Genomic DNA, 16,990 nt, shown 5'->3' on the forward strand with positions numbered 1-16,990 from the left:
CCCCTCGCTGAAGCGGAGGGGTTTTAGCCTGCCCACATCACTCCTATAAAAAAAGAGGCCGACCCCTAGGGAGTCAGCCAGCGGATTACTTGGGAACGCGCGCTAGACAGTACAAAGCAATTGGCAACAGGATTAGCTATGCACCACAAGCTTGACGTTGGCGTTCTGAAGGCCAGGACGCTTCACCTCAGCCAAGGTTTTGTTGATGGCATATTTTTGGTTGATCGAGTTGATCAGCTCGGTTTGGTTGTGTTTTTTGGCCACACCCCAGAGGTCAGCAATCAGATCAAAGGTGCCATCAGCATTGCGAGACCAGCCCAGATCATACTCGCCATCGAGGACAGCGACGATGTCAGAGCGAACACGTTGACCATTGTAGCCACGCACATCGGCATTGGTTTTCACCGTAATGCCTAGATCCCGCAGGGACGCTTTCAAGATTTCAGCATCGGTAATTTTCGTACGCAGGGTGCTGAAGTGAGACATGTGGATTTCCTCCAGATTGAGACAGAAACATTGGACTGAATGAACCACAATTTATGGCGAACCAAACCCCTGTGGTCGGGTCTTTCTCCCATCTGCGCAGAGCAGACAGAAGGAAGCTTGTCAGAACTCCAGTCGCTGGTATTCAGCCACTGAAGCAGCCGCCGGACGCGCCCGTTGGCGTGCCCAATCACGAAGTGCCGTGACCTGCTCTTGCATCGTCTTGGAAAGGGGTTGAGTGGCACGGCTAGCGGCAATAATGTCTAACTGGGTAAACTCGCGTCCTTGAGCAAAGGCTTCGTACATAGCAGCAATGATGGCCTGCTCAATCTCGGCACCCGAAAAGCCATCACAGATATTGGCCAGTTGCTCTAGGTCAAAGCGATCGATCTCGCGACGGCGCTTGGTGAGGTGAATGCGAAAGATTTCCTTGCGCTCCTCAGCATTGGGCAAATCCACAAAGAAAATTTCATCAAAGCGACCTTTACGCAAAAATTCACCAGGAAGCCGTTCAACGCGGTTGGCCGTCGCCAAAACAAAGACGGGAGACTTTTTCTCCTGCATCCAAGTGAGGAAGGAGCCAAAGATCCGGCTCGAGGTACCGCCATCGGAGTCTGAGGAGCCTGCCCCGCCAGCAAAGGCCTTGTCCATTTCATCAATGAAGAGAATGGCAGGGGAAATGGATTCAGCGGTTTTCAGAGCATTGCGCAAATTGGCCTCTGATCGCCCCACCATTGAACCGTCATAGACGCGACCCATATCAAGGCGCAGCAGCGGCAACCCCCAAAGGCGGGAGGTGGTTTTGGCAATAAGGGACTTCCCACAGCCGGGGACCCCCAAAATCAACATCCCCTTCGGTTGCGGTAAGCCGTATTCTCGAGCTTTTTCACTGAAGGCGTTGGCGCGTTGGCGTAACCAGACTTTCAGTTCCTCTAAACCGCCGACCGAATCAATAGTTTCATCCACTTCCATATACTCGAGGATGCCATTGCGGCGGATGAGTTGCTTTTTCTCGGAGAGGATGATGTCCACTTCGGCTTCGGTAAGGCGCCCAGCGGTGACTTTGGCTTTGCGAAAGACTTTTTCGGCTTCATCCCGCGTCAGGCCAAGGGTGGCTTTGACGAGTTTTTCCCGTGCTTCGGGGGTGAGGTGGCGATTGCGGGGATCCAGTTGCTCCCCGAGCACCTCATCTAGTTCGTTGATACTGGGTAGGGGGTAGTCAACAACAACGATTTCTTTTTCCAGTTCGACGGGAATCCGCTGCGCCGCTTCGGGGGACATGAGAATAATGGTTTTGTGGCTGCTCTTGAAGCTGGCGATCGCATCCCGTAAAGAACGCGTCACAGGGGGCGAATCAATGAAGGGGTGCAAATCCTTGAAGACGTAGATGCCCGGTTCCCGTTGATGAACAACCCATTGAATGGCGGCTTCCGGTGAGACAGTGTTGTGGTGACTATTATTGCGGGGATGGCCATACTCGACCATGCCGTGGGTCACTGTCCAGATGTAGAGCTTGCGGGGAGACCGCCCTTGAGGCCCGACTTGACTTTGGGCAATGGTGGCGATCGCCTGCTCAGCCCGCTCTTCTTCAGAGGTCAGGAGGTAGATCAAGGGATATTGCGCTTGGATTAGGATACTCAATTCTTCTTGCACAGCAATCACCTCCTTCTTGCAAGGCTGACCCAACACCCCCGCCACTGGCCTAGCGGGCAGACACCAACTCGACGGAGAGCGAAGGAACACTGAGGCTGTCGTCATCAATCACTGTAGGCTGATTGACCAAGGCCGTTAGCTCATCCCCCCGCAGGACAAGGGCACTAGCACACTCTGGGCAGTGGTAAACCCGATGCACATTGCCATGTTTTTGTTCGGCATATTCCGCCAGGACTTCTGGGTGAGCCAATAGAAACTCAATGGCACGCTCAGCAAGGGTGGACATCGTTTCCTGCTCGACCACAGCGGCAATCTTCAGCTGGCGGTGCACATCGGGGGACAGATACAACGTAACCTTTTGCTTATCTTCCATAGGGGTTAGAGACGTACCTAGGTATGTGTGCCAGTGTAGTGAGCCGATCCGAGGGGTGTCAAGGTGAAATGCTGTCAAAACGGCAAAATTGTAACATTTAGTTACATTAAGTCCGGTGTGCTTAAAACTCAGTTACAGCGCTGAGGGCGCAATACCGAATTGAGTGGCGATCGCCAGCCGCACCCCATTGACAAAATCCCACCCCGATTGGGCTTTGCGACCACTCAAGTGCACTTGACTCAGCAGCAGGCGACCCTTGCCCGTCTGTACCACGGGGCCCCACCCCTTAATTAACGCCACCACGGTACCGGGGGCGGAAGATGCCCCAGGCTCGCAGACAAAGGACTGTAAGGGTTCGGGTAATTTGGCGGCGACTTCGGGCACCAATGGCCACGTTTGCAGCAGTTTCAAGGGGGTGCCTTGCCACTGGGTATAGGTATAGGGGTAAAAGGCGCGCACTTGGTTGTGGAGGGCTAGGGCCGATCGCCCCCAATCAATCGCATAGTTACTTTTTTGAATGAGCGGTGCATAGGTAGCCTCAGCATCGTTTTGGGGTTGGGGTTGAAGCTGGGGCAGTTGCTGTAAGGTTTCTAGTAGGAGGTCGGCACCCATGTCACTGAGCTTGGCACTGAGGGTAGCAGCGTTATCCCCTAAATGAATCGTTACTTTTCGCTTCAGGAGCATTGGGCCTGTGTCCATACCAGCATCCATGCGCATCGTCGTCACCCCGGTTTCCTGTTCACCGTGGTAGAGTGCCCACTGAATCGGAGCGGCACCGCGATACTTCGGCAGCAGCGAGCCGTGGATGTTGATGCAGCCGTAACGGGGAATCTCAAGGATCGACTGGGGCAGGATTTGACCGTAGGCCACCACCACAAAGATATCGGCGCCTAGCGATCGCAAGACCTCAGGCAGCTCTGGATCCCGACGCAGACGTTCTGGCTGCCAAACCGGTAGCCCATGGCGAAGGGCTAAGGCCTTGACCGGAGCAGGGGATAATTGGTTGCCCCGTCCCCGTCGCCGATCAGGCTGGGTGACCACCCCCAACACTTGATAGGTCTCTGTTGCCAGCAGCCGTTGTAGGGGCGCAAGGGCAAACTCCGGTGTGCCAAAATAGACGACTTTCAACCGCTGCCCACTCCCTGCAAAATGTCAACTGCTGGTTTGGAGATTCTCAGGGGCGTCATCCCCAGAAGGGGTGAGGGCTTCGCCGCCGTCACTGCTGCCGTTGAGATCTTCTTCCGTCGCTTGGGAGCCACCACTAATTACCGCCAAATCCACCTGCTGGCGGTAGGAATCCACATTTTTAATCAGCACTTCAACGCGATCGCCCAAGCGGTAGCGCAAGCGGTTACGCCGACCCGTCAAGGTTTGGGCATGGGCACGGTAGTCATACCAGTCATCTTTGAGGGAACTGACATGGACTAGCCCTTCAACATTAAAGTCAATCAGTTCAACAAAGAAGCCGTAGGACTGCACGCCGGTAATAATGCCCGAGCGCACTTCGCCGATGGAGGCTTGGACTTGGCGCACCCGTTGCAGCCCCACCAAATCCTTCCAAGCCGTGTAAATTTGCCGCTCCCGCTCTTGGAGGTGGGGGGCTAATTCATTAACGAGGGTGTCCACTTCCCGCTGGGTATCAGTGGTGAAGACGGTCCAATTCACCTGCTCCAGGCAACTGGATTCGCCAAGATTGACGCGCTCTTTTGCCCGTGGCCCGCGGCGATCGCGCCCTTCCCTCAGAAGAATATGCAAAATGCGCTGATTAACAATGTCAGTGTAGCGTTGTAGGGGTGAGCAGAAATGGCCATAGCCCTCGCAAGTGGCCAAACTAAAGTGGGGCAGGGGCATGCTGGCATCACTGGCGGGTTTAAGTTTATCCAGTAACAGTTCTTGCAACAGCGGCGCCAAATCTGAGGTAACCAACTGTGCCATAAAGCACTGACAGTCGTGGGGCGTGACCTGCGCGGGATTGTCTAGGCTCAAGGGCAAGTTGAGATTTTGGCAGAGCTTGAGAAACTCCTGCACCGCATAGAGTTCGGGCACAGGCTGCGTGCGGTAGAGAGCCGGTACCCCCAACTTCGCCAAATGACGGGCAAGGAGTTCATTGGCAAGGATCACTAAGCTTGTCCAAGGGGTGACCCCCGGTAGGGGAATGGCGGAGGCGAGACCCTCATCGGCATAGGCAAGCCTCAGGGCATCCGCTGGGGTGACTTCAATACTCCCCCGTGCCTGTCGCTGCTGGCTCACGGCAGTGGCAAGGTGAATCAGGTCACGCAACCAATCACTGGCACTATCCCCTAGGGCAAGGGTGGCTGCCACCTGCTCGCTGGTGACACAGGCATCCACGCGGATACAACTGCGGTAAATCCTGTAGGACTGAACTTCACCGGCATTGTTGATCACCATCAGCAGCGAAATGGCAGCGCGATCGCCCCCCGGCAGCAAGCGCAGCCTCTCCAATTCCTGCGGCAATAGGGGCAAACTGAGTTCAGGGGTCGCAAGGGTCATACCCTGACGGCGGGCAGTGCGATCCAGCAGTTCATCAGGGGGGAGCAATCCCCCCACATCGCTAATGTGAATCCCCAACTGCCAGAGATTTTGCTCGAGGGCATCGAGGGAAAAGGCCACTTGGGGTTCTTGGCCGGGAGCCACTAAGGTAATGGTGACCAATTCCCGCAAGTCTTGGCGATCGCTGAAGTCCAAGGTTTCCAACTGGGCATTTAAGGTAGCTGCTGCTGTCCGCAGGGCTGGGCTAAATTGGCGGACAAGATTGTGTTTGCAGCAAATCAAGTCCAAGGCAGGTGCCGATTGGGCATCACTCCCTAGGATCTGGCCAATTTCCCCCGTCGGCAGGTACCCCCCCAAGGGATAGCGGCGAATGTTCACATGCACCAGTTGATCCACCACCGTCGATAGATCGGGCACAAGGTCATTGGGTTCAAGGGCAATTTCAAAGAGCAGGCGATCGTCGAGGGGCGTGGCCCGAAAACCATCTTCGGTCTGTTTCACCCGGGCAATTACCGAGGGATTTCCCCGCTCAAGGATCAGTTTCACTTCCCCCTCTGGAGATTTCTTGCGTCGGCCTTCACGGGTGACCCGCACCAGCACGCGATCGCCATTCCAAGCAGTGCTGAGCTGATGCTCGCGCACAAAAATATCTTCAGCACCCTCGGTATCTTGAATGGCAAAGCAAAAGCCCTTACTGGAGCAGCGCAGTCGCCCTTCAATTAACCCATCATCACTGGCACGGCGATACTTACCCCGTTCTTTGATGAGCAGCCCAATGCGTTCTAGGGCATCAAGGGCTATTTCCAGTTCTCGCTGGCTCTCAGGATCGTCACAGCCAAGTTTTTTTTCGAGAACTTTCGGGGCAACAAATTTATCTTCGCTCAAGTGGGCAAGCAGACTGGCAATCGTAAAATGCATCGGCAACTCGGTGAAGGGAGGGCGACAGTGGATGTAGCGTTGTTGGTGTCAAGTATCCAAAGTGTAGCTTATCACAGTTGCAGCAGCAGCTTAGGGGATCCCCAATCTGCCCTATAATTATGGCGCGTTGATTCTGGGCACGAAACATCCTAGATTTGAGGAATGGCGATCGCCCGCATCAATTATGATTCTCAATCGTTGTCCATTGAGTTAAAGCATCTATGAATCAATCTGAAATTCTCGAAAAAGTAAAAGCCATTGTTGCCGATCAACTCAGTGTTGATGCAGAAAAAGTTGTGCCCGAAGCAAGTTTTGCCGAGGATCTCAATGCTGACTCCCTTGACTCCGTGGAGTTGATCATGGCCCTTGAGGAAGCGTTTGGTGTGGATATTCCCGATGAAGAGGCAGAAAAACTGAAAACAGTCCAAGATGTCCTTGACTTTATTAACAATAAGGTAGCTGCATAAATCCATGGCAAAGGCGCACCAAAAACGGGTCGTTGTCACGGGGATGGGGGCAATTACCCCCCTCGGCAACACCCTTGCGGAGTATTGGGAAGGGTTAATGGCCGGTCGCAACGGCATTGATTACATCACGGCTTTTGACGCCAGTCGTCATGACTGCCGCATTGCGGGTGAGGTGCGTGGCTTTGATCCCACCCTCTACATGGATCGCAAAGATGCCAAACGCATGGATCGCTTTGCTCAATTTGCCGTGGCTGCCAGTAAGCAAGCCCTTGCGGATGCCCAATTGACGATTGACGAGGGCAATGCCACTGACATTGGCATCATTATTGGTACGGGTGTGGGTGGCCTAAAGGTGATGGAGGATCAGCAGGAGGTCTATCTCACCAAGGGGCCGGATCGCTGTAGTCCCTTTATGATCCCGATGATGATTGCCAATATGGCCGCCGGACTCACCGCTATTCACACCGGTGCCAAAGGCCCCAATTCCTGTTCTGTGACCGCCTGTGCAGCGGGTTCCAATGCCATTGGCGATGCCTTCCGCATGGTGCAGCACGGTTATGCCAAGGCGATGATCTGTGGCGGCACTGAGGCGGCGATTACCCCCCTATCGGTGGCGGGTTTTGCGGCAGCCCGCGCCCTGTCCACCCGCAATGATGATCCCCACCATGCCAGCCGTCCCTTTGACCTCAACCGCGATGGCTTTGTCCTTGGGGAAGGGGCAGGCATCTTGATCCTTGAAGAATTGGAATTTGCCCTTGCGCGGGGAGCACGTATCTATGCAGAAATGGTCGGCTACGGCTTGACCTGTGACGCCTACCACATGACTGCTCCCTCACCGGGGGGAGAAGGGGCTGCCCGTGCCATTGAAGCTTGCCTCAAGGATGGGGAGATTGCTCCGGATCAAGTGAGCTATATCAATGCCCACGGTACAAGTACCCCCGCCAACGACACTACAGAAACTGCCGCCATTAAACGTGCCCTTGGTGAGGAAAATGCCCGCCGCGTTCCCGTGAGTTCGACAAAATCCATGACGGGGCACCTGCTGGGGGGGTCAGGCGGTATTGAGGCGATCGCGACGGTAATGGCCGTTGCCCACGATCGCATCCCCCCTACAATTAACTTGGAGCAACCGGATCCTGCCTGCGATCTGGACTATGTTCCCCATCAGAGCCGGGCTTGTCCGGTGACGGTGGCTTTGTCCAACTCCTTTGGCTTTGGTGGGCACAACGTGACGTTGGCCTTCCGCAAATTTACTCCTGATCGTTAACTGTCTGCTGCAAACCCAATTAGAGAGAGAAAGCAATGCCTGCGGTTACTCAGTCCCTTGATGAACTCTGTATTAATGCGATTCGTTTCCTAGCGATCGATGCGGTGCAAAAGGCCAACTCCGGGCACCCTGGCCTACCCATGGGGGCTGCCCCCATGGCCTATGTGCTGTGGAACCAGTTCATGCGGTTTAACCCCAAAAATCCGCAGTGGTTCAATCGCGATCGCTTTGTCCTCTCGGCGGGTCATGGCTGTATGTTGCAGTATGCCCTGCTTTACCTGACCGGCTACGACAGCGTCACCATCGAGGACATTAAACAGTTTCGCCAATGGGGATCGCGCACACCCGGTCACCCGGAAAACTTTGAAACCCCCGGAGTGGAGGTGACCACAGGCCCTCTCGGTCAAGGGATTTGTAACGCCGTTGGCTTAGCGGTGGCGGAAGCCCATTTAGCGGCCCGCTTCAACAAGCCGGATGTCAAACTGGTGGATCACTACACCTACGTTATCCTTGGCGATGGCTGCAACATGGAGGGCATCTCTGGTGAAGCTTGCTCCCTTGCGGGGCACTGGGGCTTAGGTAAACTCATTGCCCTCTACGACGATAACCACATCTCCATTGACGGTTCCACCGACATTGCCTTTACAGAGGATGTCTGCAAGCGTTTTGAGGCCTACGGTTGGCACGTGCAGCACGTTGCCGATGGCAATACGGATCTGGCGGGCATTGCCAAAGCCATTGAAGCCGCCAAAGCCGTAACCGATAAACCTTCGCTGATTAAAGTCACCACTACCATTGGCTACGGTTCCCCCAACAAAGCCAACACCGCTGGGGTGCACGGCGCTGCTCTGGGGCCTGAGGAAGTCAAGCTCACCCGCGAAAACCTCGGTTGGAACTATGAGCCTTTTGTCGTTCCCGAGGATGTCCTCAACCACTTCCGCAAAGCTGTGGAGCGGGGTGCTAGCTATGAAGCTGAGTGGAACCAAACCCTCGCCACCTATCGCCAAAAGTATCCTGAGGAGGCTGCCGAATTTGAACGGCTCCTGCGGGGTGAGTTGCCCGCCAACTGGGATGCCAATCTGCCGAGCTACACTCCCGAAGATAAAGCCGTGGCCACCCGCAAGCATTCGGAAATTTGCCTGAACGCGATCGCCCCCAACCTGCCGGAACTTATTGGCGGTTCTGCGGACTTGACCCACTCCAACCTCACCGAACTCAAGTGCTCCGGTGACTTCCAAAAAGGCCAGTACCAAAATCGCAACATTCGCTTTGGCGTGCGGGAACACGGCATGGCTGCTATCTGCAACGGCATTGCTCTCCACAATTCCGGCTTGATTCCCTACTGTGCCACTTTCTTGGTCTTTGCCGATTATCTGCGGCCTGCCCTGCGCCTCTCAGCACTCTCTCAAGCGGGGGTGATCTATGTGATGACCCACGACTCCATTGCCCTTGGCGAAGATGGCCCCACTCACCAACCTGTGGAAACCTTGGCCTCATTGCGTGCCATTCCCAACCTACTGGTGATCCGTCCTGCCGATGGCAATGAAACCTCGGGTGCTTACCAAGTGGCCGTCCAACGCCGCAAACAGCCCACCCTACTGGCCCTGACCCGCCAAAATGTGCCCAACTTGGCTGGTAGCTCTGCCGCTAATGTCGCCAAAGGTGCCTATACCCTTGTGGATTGCCAAGGTACCCCCGACTTGATCCTGATTGGCACCGGTTCAGAAGTCTCCCTCTGTGTTAAGGCTGCCGAAGCTCTGAGCGCCAATGGCAAGAAGGTGCGGGTCGTGTCCATGCCTTCTTGGGAACTCTTTGAGGAGCAGTCCCCTGAGTACAAAGCCAGTGTGCTGCCGGCGGGGGTAAAACGCCTTGCGGTGGAGGCGGCTTCTAGTTTTGGTTGGTGCCGCTATGCCGATGCAACGGTGTCGATCGAGCGCTTTGGCGCCTCGGCGCCAGGGAACGTCCTCATGGAGAAATTTGGCTTCACGGTGGACAATGTGGTGGCCAAGGCCAATGCCCTTCTCGGCTAAGTTGCCGGTGGTACGCCTTTAGACGGAAAATTTTTAGACGGAAAATATCAATAGATGCTCAGGGTGGGGAGTATACCTCTCTGCCCTGCTTTGCTTGTTTTGAGAACGCCCTATGCCACGTCGTCGGAAACAATTTCCCTGCGGCCATCAAGGCTATGGTCAGGTTTGCCACTACTGCGCTCAGTTGGTTCAAGCAAAAGTTTTAGAGGCAGCAGAACGGGAACAAGCACGCTTGGCACGGCAGGAATGGGAGGCTTCCTTTGCCAGCGATGTGGTAGATCTCCAGGGATTGCCCAAGTGGATCGTCCTCAAAGCTCGCCAAGTGATTGCAGAACTTCTTGCAGGAGCTGACTATCGTCAGTTCAAGGGCAAGCGCCTGAATCACGATCGCCGAATTATTAGTATTCCCCTGAGCTATGACTATCGACTCATTTGCTATGACACTGGCGATCGCATTGAACCCCGCAGTGTTCTGTCCCACGAAGCCTACAATGTGAAAAAACCAAAGGCCTAATCTCATGACCGCCAACATCGATCATCCTTGGTATGCAGCGGCACAACTGATTCAACCGGCACTGATTCGCCTTCTTGATCATCTGCGGCGATCGCTAGAAACTTCCCCTTGGCAGGGCAGCTACGAAACCGTTGAGATTCCCTGTGGCGAAGCCGAACCACAAATTCTCTACTGGCTGCATTTACGTCAGGGCGATCGCCAAGAGCGGGTGAACTTGTGGGAGCTGTGCTACCAAATTTGTTTTCAGCAATACACCCCAGAACTCGACTACAGCGGCATCCATGACTTTCAGGTGGGGGAAGTGCAAGCCGACCTCAGCCTCTTTGATCCTGCTGGGGAGGTGGACTGGCACAAGCTCGATCAGAAAGCAGCCCAGGTGGTTGCAGCGCTATTTGCCGGCTTGGATCCCCCTTAATTTTAAGTTTTTAGAGAAAAATTAACCAAGGCTGCCCCAGGGAATGCCCCACGGCGACCCGCTGCATGGTATGCTCCAATGCCATAGGGAATCTTTTTACCGAAGCAGCATGGGTTCAAACTATCAAAACCAGCAAAACAGTGATGAGCAACCTTGGGAGGAGGAAGACTTCGAGGAGGAGATGGAGCAGCTCCGCCTTTACGATGATGATGGTCGCTTCCTCGACTGCTACATCGAGTTTCGTTTGAATGTGCAAGGGGAAACCTATGCGCTGCTGCGGCCGGTGGACTACCCCGTAGAAATTTTTGCGGTTGTAGCCGAAAATGACGAGGAAGAAACCTTGGTGCCCCTAGAGGAGCAGGAAATTGATGCGGTCTTTGATACAGCCCGTGCCATCCTTGAAGAACAAAACCTCACCCTCAGGCGCACTGCACTTACCCTCACTGTAGCAGGTGAACTGCCGGATCTGGATGAAGATGAGATTCTCACGGTTGAGGTGGAAGCTGATGATGACATCGAGGAGTATCAACCCCTCGGCAGTAGCTTCTTTTGCGGTGCACGGGAATACAGCGTTTATTCGCCCCTGAGTCCCACCCTTTATGTGGCTCGTCTTGTCCCCGGTCAAGAACCTGAACTCCTCTCTCCCCAGGACTTTCAACACCTGCAACCCCTTTTGGAACAGCATTTGGTGAGCCATCTCATTGAAGAGGAGGACTGGGAAGACTAGACCCTACAGATTCTTAGGGTTTGCAGTGTAGGATCGGCAGCCCCCACGATCTCTGCCCCCAGCTCTTGGAGGGTTTGCAAGGTTTCAATGACTGAGGCAGTGATCCGTTCGCCAGCGATCACCGTGGGAATCCCCGGTGGGTAAGGGGAGAGGGTCTCGGCGCTAATCTTATTTAAGGCCGCCTTTAGGGGAACGGAGACCTGTGGGCAAAAGTAGGCGTCCCGTGGTGGGAGCGCGGGTTCTTGGAGGTTAGGGATTGGTGGGATGGCCAGTGGTGGCAGAGGGGCATGGTGGCAGTATTCGGCGTAAACACTTTTTAGGCGATCGGCCAAGATTTCGAGCATTGTTTGGCTGGTACCGAGGCCAAGGCAAAAGGTGAGCGATCGCCCGCTGGGAAATTCAGCAATGATCTGCGGTTGCAACAACTCCTCTAGGGCAAACCCCGTCAGACCGATCATCCAGGTGCCTAGGGTCAATCGCAGCGGATCCTGAGGGATGCCTGTGGGCTGCCATCGCGGCAAATGCCATTCAGAAGTCTTGATCCACTGGAGAAGTCGCGCGTAGATTTGCTCTCCCTGCTCGGCCATCTGAACCCCCGCTCGCTCAAGGGCTGCGAGAAACCAATAGCTGGGACTGGTAGTTTGCACGAGGTTTAGGGCTTGACTCAGGCGCTCGGGGGACACCCGCTCCCCCTTAAGATGGAGCACTGCCGTTTGGGTTAACGTTCCGAGGGTTTTGTGCCACGACTGCACCACCACATCCGCGCCTGCGGCCAAAGCGGCCACGGGAAAGGCAGGATGATAGGCAAAATGACTGCCGTGGGCTTCATCGACAATGAGGGGCAAACCGCGGTCATGGACGCATTGGGCAATCTCTATCAAAGGCGAGCAGAGGCCTTCATAGGTGGGACTGACAAGCACAACTGCCTTGGCATCGGGATAGGCGACCAAACCAGCAGCAACCACATCACAGGTAACGGGCAACGGCAGCCCCCACTGGGGATCAACTGCGACTCCCAAATAGACGGGCTTCGCCCCGGTTAACACCAGTCCTGCAATTACCGAGCGGTGGACATTGCGCCCCACGAGAACGCGATCGCCCGGCCCTACGGTGGCTAGAAGTGCCGCTAAAAGACCACTGGTGGCACCATTCACCAGAAACCAAGCGCGATCGCTCCCCGCCGTCGCCGCTACCGCCCTCTGTACCTCTGCAAGCACCCCTGTCGGCTGAGCCAAATTATCAAGGCCGGGCAACTCACTTAAATCTTGGGCTAAGGCCGTTCCCCAAAGGGCACGCAACAGCGGCTCCATGCCTCGACCCCGTTGATGGCCGGGCGTGTGTAAGGGAATCGTGTGGTTTTGGGCTAAAAGAGCAGCAAGGAGAGAAATCGTCAACTACAATTAATATAAGGGTCTAAGTAATTATACGGATTTAGGGATGTCTGTACCGCAAGACGATCGGTTGGAGTATTCACTGCTGTCGGAGCGTGAGCTACAGGTGTTGGAGCTTGTGGCGGCGGGGCTAACCAACCAAGACATTGCCGCCAAACTAGACATCAGCAAGCGTACGGTAGATAACCACATCAGTAATATTCTGATGAAAACAAAATCAGAAAATCGCGTCGCACTTGTGCGCTGGGCTTTAGCGTGGGGTAAAGTTTGCTTGAATGATGTCAATTGTTGTGCACTGCCCACCCCCCCTACCCAGCCCCATGAGTGAACGTGTGTACTACAACCCCCGCCTGCCACTGGCCGTCTATCGTGAGCTGGCTGCCCACTTGCAGTTAGTCGATGGGGTTTCTGTGCGACTGTTGCCCCAAACCTGTTCCCACTTTGACTACGAACTCAGTCAAATTGAAGGCATTGCCGTGGCTATGCCCCCCACGCTTGACGGAGATGCCCAAGCACGATGTGAGGAGATTCTGCAACACTACGGCCTTCAGCACGGTGGCTGGCAAGGTTAGTGATGGCCATTTTCTAGCAATGAAACATTACTCCCTACTTTAGACTGACGATGCAAGCTGAAGAGTTTCTCGCTCGCTATGCCAAAGGCGAAACCAATTTTCAAAGTGTGAATTTGGCGGGCGTTAGTCTTGTGGGAGCCGATTTGATTGGCATTGATCTGCGCGGTGCCAGTTTACAGGGGGTGCATTTTCAGTTTTGTCATTTTGGCCGTGCTGACTTTAGCTATGCCCTCTTGACGGGCGCGCGGTTGGAGGGATGCAACTTTACCCAAGCGATTTTTAATGACAGTCATTTTCGCGATGCCCAATGTCATGGTTGCGTGTTCGATCGCGCCAATTTACAGGGAGCAGAGCTGACGTTGGCGGTTTTTCGCGACTGTAACTTCCTGAGTAGTGATTTGCGACAGGTGAATTTAGGCCATACGGTTTTGGCTGGCTCCTGTCTGCGTAGTGCCAACTTTCGCAAAGAGAACTATCAGGAGGGGGCAAGTCTGGTGGGCGCAGATCTGCGCCAGGTGGATCTCCAAGGAACGAATTTGGCAGGGGCAGATCTATCGCGGGTAAACCTCAAGGGAGCCAATCTCAAGGAAGCCAACTTCAATGCCGCCAACCTTGCCCAAGCGAATTTAGAAAATACCAATCTTCAGGGGGCGATTCTCACCCGTGCCATTCTCTACGAAGCGAATCTGGTGGGGAGCAACTTACGGCAGTCGCGGCTGGCTCAAGCGGATTTGCGGGGAGCAATTCTCAATCAAGCGGATTTAAGTCAGGCGATTCTCTCCGAGGCGCGACTCGATGGTGCCCAAGCTCAAGGGGTGAACTTGCGGGAAGCGGTTTTGAATAAGGCGGATCTGCGGCGTACAGATTTAACGGGGGCTGATTTGCAGGAGGCACGCCTGATTGATGCCTACCTAGCCCGCACAAATCTCAAGGGCGCCAATTTACGTCAAGCCAACCTCATGCGTGCTGATCTCAGTAGTGCCCTATTGCTGGAGGCTTGCTTGGAGCAGGCACTGATGCCCGATGGCAGTGTCTTTATCTAAAGCACTTGCTATAGTACAACAGAGGCGCAGTTTTCCTGAAGAATATGGCAGAGTTTGCAGCGGCACTGGCACCAGAGCTAACGATTCAGTGGGTGAACGCGATCGCCAGTGTTCCCCAAGATCAGTGGGATGCCCTTGCTCTGCCCCTAGAGACGCCTTTTTTTGAATGGGAATGGCTGCACCAAATTGAAGCCTCTGGCAGTGCAACGCCGCAAACCGGTTGGCTGCCCCATCATTTGCTGGTTTGGCGCGATCGCCAAGGTCAGCGGGAACTGGTCGCTGCCGCTCCCCTCTATGTCAAAGGCCACAGTCAAGGGGAATTTGTTTTTGATCACCAATGGGCAGAGCTGGCCGCACGGTTGGGCATTCGCTATTATCCGAAGCTGCTGGGGATGGCGCCCTTTACGCCAGCGGTGGGCTATCGCTTTCTCATGGCCGAGGGGGTGGATGTGGCCATGATGACCAAGGTGATGCTCCATGAAATTGATCGCCTCTGTCAGCGTCACCGTTTTTCCAGTTGTCACTTTCTCTACGTCGATCCCCAATGGCAACCCGCTGCCGAAGCCTACGGTTACCGTGCGTGGCTCCACCACAGTTACATCTGGCAAAATCGCAACTATCAGACCTTCGATGATTACCTCGCGGACTTCAATGCCAATCAACGCCGCAACATCAAGCGAGAACGCAAAGCCGTGGCTCAAGCGGATCTGACCTTTCGGGTTCATCAGGGGGATGAGGTTAGCCGCAGCCTGTTGCGACAGATGTACGATTTCTATGCCGATACCTGTGACAAATTTGGTTGGTGGGGCAGCAAGTATCTGACACGGCAGTTTTTTGAAGCCCTGAGCGATCGCTATCGTCATCGAGTGGTGCTCTTTGCTGCCTACCCCAGTAGTGGCGCGCAGCGTCCCATTGCCATGTCCTTTTGCATTACCAAGGGAACGCATCTCTACGGTCGCTATTGGGGCAGTGCCCGCGAAATTGACTGCCTGCACTTTAGTGCTTGCTACTACGAACCCATTGAGTGGGCGATCGCCAACGGGATTCAGCGCTTTGACCCCGGCGCCGGCGGACGCCATAAAAAGCGACGGGGCTTCCCAGCTACTCCCAACTACAGCCTGCACCGCTTCTATGAACCCCGTTTAGCGCAAATTTTTGACCACTACATTGACCAGATCAATGACGAGGAGCAACGGCTCATTGACACGATAAATGCGGATCTACCCCTGAAGTCTCCCTAGGATTGGGAGAGCGTCACCAACTCTGGGGAGCCAGGGGTCTCTTGGAGATGGGCTAATTCAGCAACAAAATCACTAATCCCTCGAAACTGACGATACACAGAAGCAAAACGGACATAGGCCACTTCGCTCAGATGGCGCAGCCGTTGGAGTGCTGCTTCCCCCAATTCGGCGCTACTGACTTCGCGGCGCGATCGCAATTGCAAATCCGCCTCAATATCATCTACAAGGGCTTCAATCTTTTGTTGGGGAATGTTGATTTTGCCACAGGCAGTCATGATGCCCCGCAACAATTTTGAGCGATCAAAGGACTCGCGATCACCATTGCGCTTGATCACTGTAATCGGAACGTACTCAATCCGCTCATAGGTGGTGAAGCGACGGCTACACTCAAGGCACTCCCGACGCCGTCGAATACTTTGCCCCCCCTCTGCCGATCGAGACTCTAGAACCCGACTATCCGTATGGTGGCAATAGGGACACTGCATAGGGATCCCCGCTTATTTAGGAACCTGTAAGGTATCATAGCCGATTCTTTCGACTCATTAACATTCGCAAGGGCTGCGACAGCGTTTGTTAGGCTAGGGGTATCCATCAGGTCTCCTGCCATGACCGATCCAAACCCCCGAAAGAAACGTCATCAACCCACGATCATTAACGTCGAACCAGAAAATTTACTGCTTATTGTTGTCCTGAGTCTCTTTATTCCGCTGATAATTGTGGGCTTTTTTGTACACTAGAGTCGCCCACTAAATCTCAATATCAGTTGCAATAAATTGTAAATCAAAATGAGATAAATGGCTCAGTGCCCTTTGCTGCATAAAAGTCTCTCTGTGGCGGAGTGATTTTGTCGGGACAGGAACTATCAAGAAATCCTGAAAAACTTAAATAAGTCTTAATTATTCAACCCTTCAGTGATTGAAAAGCAAAAAAGAATTACGATCTTTGAAAAAGTAGTGATCCAAGTTTTAGGATGATTTATAGACAATCTCTAAAGCGAAAACGCTTTTCCAGCCTGATGTGGCTCGTCAGATGGATTGTCGAAAATCAAGCTTTGTTTGGGGTGAAACTGATGAATAATTGTCAATTTCAATATGAGACTCAATATCTCAAAAGTGATCATTTAGTCGATAATTTTGGGATCAAAAAAATAATTAATCAATATCAATTAAACTCTCTAAATAAAAATTAATTAAAACTTAAATCTCGTAAAAATACGGGAAGTTAGTATTCACCAATACCAAAACTTAATTGACAGAAATTAGTGAGGTTGCCTAGACTATGAGCATTGGTACGCTATCAAGGTTACTCCAGAAAATCACTCTCCTAAGCGCAATCTTAGGACGTAAGGAGGTTGACATGACTGGGTCGGTTTGTAGTCTAGATAA

17 protein-coding genes are annotated in these 16,990 nt (G+C 53.8%); 10 read left to right on the top strand and 7 right to left on the bottom strand.

Features of this window, described 5'->3' with window-relative positions; translation table 11 throughout:
* Window positions 1–132 precede the first annotated feature (132 nt).
* The 5 genes from IGQ15_RS02060 to IGQ15_RS02080 all read right to left on the bottom strand — a co-directional run bounded on the left by IGQ15_RS02060 (window position 133) and on the right by IGQ15_RS02080 (window position 5,938).
* Window positions 133–486, bottom strand: a complete 354-nt coding sequence (locus IGQ15_RS02060) for a DUF1257 domain-containing protein (RefSeq protein WP_149819118.1) — start codon at window positions 484–486, stop codon at window positions 133–135.
* Window positions 487–606: 120 nt separating this feature from the next.
* Window positions 607–2,136: an AAA family ATPase gene (locus IGQ15_RS02065; RefSeq protein WP_297048212.1), complete on the bottom strand. Its 1,530-nt coding sequence runs from the start codon at window positions 2,134–2,136 to the stop codon at window positions 607–609.
* A 49-nt stretch (window positions 2,137–2,185) separates the two neighbouring features.
* Window positions 2,186–2,509, bottom strand: coding sequence for a ribbon-helix-helix domain-containing protein (locus IGQ15_RS02070; RefSeq protein ID WP_149819114.1), 324 nt, complete (start codon window positions 2,507–2,509; stop codon window positions 2,186–2,188).
* A 132-nt stretch (window positions 2,510–2,641) separates the two neighbouring features.
* A complete protein-coding gene (fmt, locus tag IGQ15_RS02075) occupies window positions 2,642–3,637 on the bottom strand; it encodes a methionyl-tRNA formyltransferase (RefSeq protein ID WP_297048188.1) in 996 nt (331 codons plus the stop codon).
* A 24-nt stretch (window positions 3,638–3,661) separates the two neighbouring features.
* On the bottom strand, window positions 3,662–5,938 hold the full coding sequence (locus IGQ15_RS02080) for a ribonuclease R family protein (RefSeq protein ID WP_297048189.1): 2,277 nt from the start codon (window positions 5,936–5,938) through the stop codon (window positions 3,662–3,664).
* A gap of 221 nt (window positions 5,939–6,159) precedes the next feature.
* On the opposite strand from IGQ15_RS02080, the gene acpP reads away from it, so the two are divergent.
* From acpP to IGQ15_RS02110, 6 genes are all read left to right on the top strand, one after another.
* Window positions 6,160–6,405 (top strand): acyl carrier protein, encoded by a 246-nt coding sequence (gene acpP, locus IGQ15_RS02085; RefSeq protein WP_297048191.1) that lies wholly within the window; start codon window positions 6,160–6,162, stop codon window positions 6,403–6,405.
* A gap of 4 nt (window positions 6,406–6,409) precedes the next feature.
* The gene (fabF, locus tag IGQ15_RS02090) at window positions 6,410–7,672 is read left to right on the top strand and encodes a beta-ketoacyl-ACP synthase II (RefSeq protein ID WP_297048193.1); all 1,263 of its coding nucleotides are present in this window, start codon (window positions 6,410–6,412) and stop codon (window positions 7,670–7,672) included.
* 35 nt (window positions 7,673–7,707) lie between these two features.
* Window positions 7,708–9,702 carry a transketolase gene (gene tkt, locus IGQ15_RS02095; RefSeq protein ID WP_297048195.1) on the top strand — a complete coding sequence of 665 codons (1,995 nt, stop codon included), beginning with the start codon at window positions 7,708–7,710 and terminating at the stop codon, window positions 9,700–9,702.
* A gap of 112 nt (window positions 9,703–9,814) precedes the next feature.
* Window positions 9,815–10,216: a hypothetical protein gene (locus IGQ15_RS02100; protein WP_297048197.1), complete on the top strand. Its 402-nt coding sequence runs from the start codon at window positions 9,815–9,817 to the stop codon at window positions 10,214–10,216.
* Window positions 10,217–10,220: 4 nt separating this feature from the next.
* Complete coding sequence (locus tag IGQ15_RS02105) at window positions 10,221–10,631, top strand: hypothetical protein (RefSeq protein WP_297048199.1); 411 nt, start codon at window positions 10,221–10,223, stop codon at window positions 10,629–10,631.
* Window positions 10,632–10,740: 109 nt separating this feature from the next.
* Window positions 10,741–11,358, top strand: coding sequence for a DUF3727 domain-containing protein (locus IGQ15_RS02110; protein ID WP_297048201.1), 618 nt, complete (start codon window positions 10,741–10,743; stop codon window positions 11,356–11,358).
* Here IGQ15_RS02110 and IGQ15_RS02115 read toward each other — a convergent pair.
* Window positions 11,355–12,752: an aminotransferase class I/II-fold pyridoxal phosphate-dependent enzyme gene (locus IGQ15_RS02115; RefSeq protein WP_297048203.1), complete on the bottom strand. Its 1,398-nt coding sequence runs from the start codon at window positions 12,750–12,752 to the stop codon at window positions 11,355–11,357. The two genes, IGQ15_RS02110 and IGQ15_RS02115, sit on opposite strands and share 4 nt — an antisense overlap.
* Window positions 12,753–12,795: 43 nt before the next feature.
* On the opposite strand from IGQ15_RS02115, the gene IGQ15_RS02120 reads away from it, so the two are divergent.
* From IGQ15_RS02120 to IGQ15_RS02135, 4 genes are read left to right on the top strand one after another with little or no spacing between them, the layout of a single operon-like run.
* The gene (locus IGQ15_RS02120; protein ID WP_297048204.1) at window positions 12,796–13,077 is read left to right on the top strand and encodes a helix-turn-helix transcriptional regulator; all 282 of its coding nucleotides are present in this window, start codon (window positions 12,796–12,798) and stop codon (window positions 13,075–13,077) included.
* A complete protein-coding gene (locus IGQ15_RS02125) occupies window positions 13,070–13,321 on the top strand; it encodes a hypothetical protein (RefSeq protein ID WP_297048206.1) in 252 nt (83 codons plus the stop codon). Before IGQ15_RS02120 ends, IGQ15_RS02125 begins: the two co-directional genes overlap by 8 nt.
* A 50-nt stretch (window positions 13,322–13,371) precedes the next feature.
* The gene (locus IGQ15_RS02130) at window positions 13,372–14,364 is read left to right on the top strand and encodes a pentapeptide repeat-containing protein (protein ID WP_297048208.1); all 993 of its coding nucleotides are present in this window, start codon (window positions 13,372–13,374) and stop codon (window positions 14,362–14,364) included.
* 44 nt (window positions 14,365–14,408) lie between these two features.
* Window positions 14,409–15,605, top strand: coding sequence for a GNAT family N-acetyltransferase (locus IGQ15_RS02135; RefSeq protein ID WP_297048209.1), 1,197 nt, complete (start codon window positions 14,409–14,411; stop codon window positions 15,603–15,605).
* Here IGQ15_RS02135 and nrdR read toward each other — a convergent pair.
* Window positions 15,602–16,090, bottom strand: a complete 489-nt coding sequence (gene nrdR, locus IGQ15_RS02140; RefSeq protein WP_297048211.1) for a transcriptional regulator NrdR — start codon at window positions 16,088–16,090, stop codon at window positions 15,602–15,604. The two genes, IGQ15_RS02135 and nrdR, sit on opposite strands and share 4 nt — an antisense overlap.
* Window positions 16,091–16,990 lie beyond the last annotated feature (900 nt).

The sequence above is a fragment of the Thermosynechococcus sp. M98_K2018_005 genome (assembly GCF_015295825.1).
Taxonomy (GTDB): Bacteria; Cyanobacteriota; Cyanobacteriia; order Thermosynechococcales; family Thermosynechococcaceae; genus Thermosynechococcus.

Coding starts and splice junctions, on each gene's coding strand:
- IGQ15_RS02125 (WP_297048206.1), top strand. CDS start 13,070: ATGAGTGAACGTGTGTACTACAACCCCCGCCTGCCACTGGCCGTCTAT.
- IGQ15_RS02100 (WP_297048197.1), top strand. CDS start 9,815: ATGCCACGTCGTCGGAAACAATTTCCCTGCGGCCATCAAGGCTATGGT.
- IGQ15_RS02110 (WP_297048201.1), top strand. CDS start 10,741: ATGGGTTCAAACTATCAAAACCAGCAAAACAGTGATGAGCAACCTTGG.
- nrdR (WP_297048211.1), bottom strand. CDS start 16,090: ATGCAGTGTCCCTATTGCCACCATACGGATAGTCGGGTTCTAGAGTCT.
- IGQ15_RS02060 (WP_149819118.1), bottom strand. CDS start 486: ATGTCTCACTTCAGCACCCTGCGTACGAAAATTACCGATGCTGAAATC.
- IGQ15_RS02070 (WP_149819114.1), bottom strand. CDS start 2,509: ATGGAAGATAAGCAAAAGGTTACGTTGTATCTGTCCCCCGATGTGCAC.
- acpP (WP_297048191.1), top strand. CDS start 6,160: ATGAATCAATCTGAAATTCTCGAAAAAGTAAAAGCCATTGTTGCCGAT.
- IGQ15_RS02120 (WP_297048204.1), top strand. CDS start 12,796: ATGTCTGTACCGCAAGACGATCGGTTGGAGTATTCACTGCTGTCGGAG.
- tkt (WP_297048195.1), top strand. CDS start 7,708: ATGCCTGCGGTTACTCAGTCCCTTGATGAACTCTGTATTAATGCGATT.
- IGQ15_RS02105 (WP_297048199.1), top strand. CDS start 10,221: ATGACCGCCAACATCGATCATCCTTGGTATGCAGCGGCACAACTGATT.
- IGQ15_RS02080 (WP_297048189.1), bottom strand. CDS start 5,938: ATGCATTTTACGATTGCCAGTCTGCTTGCCCACTTGAGCGAAGATAAA.
- IGQ15_RS02130 (WP_297048208.1), top strand. CDS start 13,372: ATGCAAGCTGAAGAGTTTCTCGCTCGCTATGCCAAAGGCGAAACCAAT.
- fabF (WP_297048193.1), top strand. CDS start 6,410: ATGGCAAAGGCGCACCAAAAACGGGTCGTTGTCACGGGGATGGGGGCA.
- IGQ15_RS02135 (WP_297048209.1), top strand. CDS start 14,409: ATGGCAGAGTTTGCAGCGGCACTGGCACCAGAGCTAACGATTCAGTGG.